The sequence below is a fragment of the Polaromonas sp. CG_9.11 genome, assembly GCF_015752225.1.
In the GTDB taxonomy this organism is placed as follows: Bacteria; Pseudomonadota; Gammaproteobacteria; order Burkholderiales; family Burkholderiaceae_C; genus Polaromonas.
The window spans coordinates 1-3,889 of the sequence record NZ_JADOVE010000056.1 but is presented as its reverse complement, the minus strand read 5'-3'; the positions used below and the strand labels follow the sequence as shown (position 1 = coordinate 3,889).

The window sequence follows — 3,889 nt, the reverse complement described above, 5'->3', positions numbered from 1 at the left end:
GGGTAGGCGTAAGGATTCGTTCGTAAATGAGTAAGATCGCCCGCAAACCCCGCCAGGCTTGGATTTCAGTGATTTGAAGATGCGTTTTGGTGCAACTATCCACTGAGCCTCAGCCTGCAAGCGCTGCCTGTTTCGCGCGGTCGCGCTTGACGATGTCCAGCACCGTGTTCTTGCTGATGCCCAGGCGCAGCGCGACTTCCCGGTACGACTGCCCGGCAGCCACCAGCTCCAGCGCACGCTTTTGATGGCGATCGGCCTTGACGCGCTGGCCGGGCTGACGCCCGAAGCGAACGCCGCGCGCTTGCGCTGCGGCAATGCCCGAGCGCACCTGCTCGCGCAGCAGATCCCGCTCGAACTCGGCCAAGACCGCCATCAGTGAGGCGATGAGCTTGCCCTGCGGCGTGGCCAGATCGAACTGCAGGCCCGTCTGGGCAATCAGGGAAATGCCCCACGCCTGGAGTTCGCCCAGCGTGTGAAACAGATCGACCGTCGAGCGGCCCCAGCGGGTCAGCTCAGTCACCAGCACCACATCGACATCGCGCGCCTGGGCCAGCGCCATGACCTTCTTGCGCTGGGCGCGATCATCCTTGGCGCCCGAAGCCGTTTCCTTCCAGACCCCAACGACCTCAAAGCCAGCCTTGGCAGCAAACGCCCGCAGATCGACTTCCTGGCGCTCGCAGGTCTGGTCCGCCGTGGAAACCCGGCAGTAAAGAGCCGCTCGCTGTCCCAATTGAATCCTTCGCGCAAAACCGCCCGCCAGGGCGCATGGGGCCGCGCCAGAATGACGGTCCAGATAAAGTTTACTTTAAACGATACAGCCTCAGATTTCAAACCGCCAGGACCGTCCCACTTGCAACCCAGCGATACCGCCTATCCGCGCTTTAAAAGTCGCCCATCGCCTGCGGAGCTGGAGCGCTTCTACACGCCAACGCAGGAGGAGCAAGCCTGTGGCGCCCTCGCCGCGCGCGCACCCACGACGCGACTGGGTTTTGTGCTTTTGCTCAAGTCCTTCCAGCGCCTGGGGTATTTCGTAGTGTCGAGCCAGATTCCGCCCGTGATCATCGAGCATATCGCCATCGCCATGGGGCGGCGCATTGATCGCGAGGACTTGCGCCGCTACGATGAGTCCCAGGCGCGCCGAAAGCATTTGGCGGCAGTGCGAAAATTTCTCGACGTCCAGCCTTTTGGGGCCGCTGGCAAGGTGCTGCTGTGCGAAGCGCTCAACGATGCGGCGATGACCAAAGAGGATGTGGCCGACATCGTCAACGTCGGCATCGAGATGCTGGTCCGAAGCCGCTACGAGTTGCCCGCCTTCGACACCCTGGTGCGCCAAGCACGCGCGGCTCGCGCAGCGGCCAATCACACCCTGTACGGGCAGGTCCATGGCGTCTTGGGCGAAACTGGCGAGGTATTTCTCGATGCGCTGTTTGTCGTCGGGGACAATCCCCGGCGGGTCAGTCCTTGGAACGACCTCAAGCAAGACCCCGTCAAGCCAACCGTTCACGGCATGCGCGAGCTGCTGGCACGCTTTGAGCAGTTGAGCGCACTTTCCCGCTACAACGCGATCCTCAAATCGGTTCCGCTCATCAAGGTCAGTCAATGGGCGCTGGAGGGCAATGCGCTGGACGCTGCCAGCATGGCTGACCTGGCAGCCTCCCAACGGTACGCGGTGACATTGGCCGTGCTGCATCATCGACTCGGCGTCGTGACCGATGACCTGTGCAACATCTTTTGCAAACAGATGAGCCGGGTATCGCAGGCGGCCACAGAAGCATTGCAGCAGTATTTGGTGGACAACCAGGCAAAGACGGACGAGATTTTGCGTCGCTACGCATCGCTCGATGCCGTGTTGAAGTCGGATGCGCCGGGCCAGGCCCAGTTGCTGGCCGTTCGCCAGACCATCGCTTCGCGGCCCGACCTGTGGGAATTCTCGCGCTTGCACGCGCAATACGGTGGCAAGAACGAATGCCGCTTCATGGCGCCTGTCTTTGCCAGCAAGCGCAGCGAATTGCTGCGCATCCTGAGCGCACTGCGATTCGTCTCGACCAGCCAGGATGCCAGCTTCGAGCGTGCTTTGACCTTCATGCTCGCGCAGCGGGGACGCTCGGGCGAGTGGATCGTGCTGCAAAGCGCCACGGCTGCTGGTTTGAGCTTGCCAGACTTGGGCTGGGTGCCGGAAAAATGGTGGCAGCTCATCACGGGCATGGTCCAGCGCGAAGCGCCCACGCGGCTGCATCGGCGCCAGTTCGAGGCCTGCGTTTGCGCGCAGATGGTTCGGGAACTCAAATCGGGCGATATGTGCCTGGTGGGCGCTAATGAATACGCCGACTTTCGCGATGAGCTGGTGCCGCTGGACGAGTGTGCGCGCACCCGTGAGGTGGATGGCCAGGAGGTCGGCCTGCCGGTTCAGGACAATGCGTTCGTGCAGCACGTTCGGGGCCTCCTGGAGGCGGCCGCGCGCAAGGCCGACGAGTTGTATCCTGAAAATCCATTCTTCAGAATCATTGAAGGCCGTGCGAAGCTGGGGCGCCATGCCAAGGCGCCGCTTCCCGAAGGGTTCGCGCTGCTGGACCAGGCCTTGACGGGCAAGCTCGATGCGCTGGGACTGTCGCTGCTCGATGTACTCGTCGATACGTCGCAATGGATCGGCTGGGACAGGCATCTTGGGCCGCTCAGCGGACACCAGGGCAAACTCAAGGAAGAGGCGCGGCGAAAAATCCTGACCACGTTTGCATACGGAACCGGACTGGGTCCGACCCAGACCGCCCGCAATATCGCCGACATCAGCGCGCGGCAGATCTCTTTCGTCGATCAGCGCCAGGCGAGCACTGAAAAACTGGAGGCGGCGATCACCGACACCATCAACGCTTATAACCAGTTCCAGCTGCCTCGGTATTGGGGTGACACCCGGCGCGCTGCGGCCGACGGCACCCAGTGGAACCTGTACGAAAACAACCTGCTGTCCGAGCGGCACATCCGCTACGGTGGCCATGGCGGCATTGCCTACTATCACGTCAGCGATGCTTATATCGCCCTGTTCTCGCACTTCATTCCCTGCGGGGTCTGGGAGGCCATCTACATCCTCGATGGCCTGAGCAAAAACACATCGGACGTTCAGCCCGACATCTTGCACGGCGACACGCAGGCGCAAAGTGCGCCAGTCTACGCATTGGCTTTCCTGCTGGGCATCAAGCTGATGCCACGCATACGCAACTGGAAGGATCTCAAATGGTACAGGCCCACGCCTCAGGAGGCGTACCAGCACATCGACACCTTGTTTACCGGAGAAGCGATCGACTGGGACCTGATCGCCTGCCACTTGCCCGACATGCTGCAAGTCGCCCAGTCCATCCGGGCCGGACGGATTTCACCCTCGACGGTGCTGCGAAAACTTGGCACGGCCAGCCGCAAGAACAAACTGTACTTCGCGTTTCGCGAACTCGGGCGGGTGATTCGCACCACGTTCCTGCTCGACTACATTGGCGATGAGGACTTGCGCCGCATCATTCAGGCCGCGCAAAACAAGTGCGAAGGCTTCAACAATTTTGCCCAGTGGGCCTATTTTGGCGCCGACACCATCACCCACAACGTTCGCGACGATCAACTCAAGGTCATCAAGTACAACCACCTGATCTCCAACCTGGTGATCTTCCACAATTGCCACACCATTACGCAGGCGTTGAAGGAACTGCAAACGGATGGCATGAAACTCACGCCGGAGCTGCTTGCCAGGCTGAGCCCCTACCGAACGCATCACCTCAATCGCTTTGGACTTTACGAAATGAAAGAGCGTCATCCCCACCCTGTGAACTACGGGGTCGGGTTCGAAACCTAAGCCTGGTGCGGGTTTGCGGGCGATCTTACTCATTTACGAACGAATCCTTACGCC

The 3,889-nt window shown here is 61.0% G+C and carries 2 protein-coding genes; one reads left to right on the top strand and one right to left on the bottom strand.

From position 1 onward, the window contains the following. Positions 1-109: 109 nt before the first annotated feature. On the bottom strand, positions 110-730 hold the full coding sequence (locus tag IWX85_RS19950) for a recombinase family protein (protein WP_196870958.1): 621 nt from the start codon (positions 728-730) through the stop codon (positions 110-112). A 120-nt stretch (positions 731-850) separates the two neighbouring features. On the opposite strand from IWX85_RS19950, the gene IWX85_RS19945 reads away from it, so the two are divergent. Beyond that, a complete protein-coding gene (locus tag IWX85_RS19945) occupies positions 851-3,835 on the top strand; it encodes a Tn3 family transposase (protein WP_196870957.1) in 2,985 nt (994 codons plus the stop codon). The last annotated feature ends 54 nt before the right edge of the window (positions 3,836-3,889 follow it).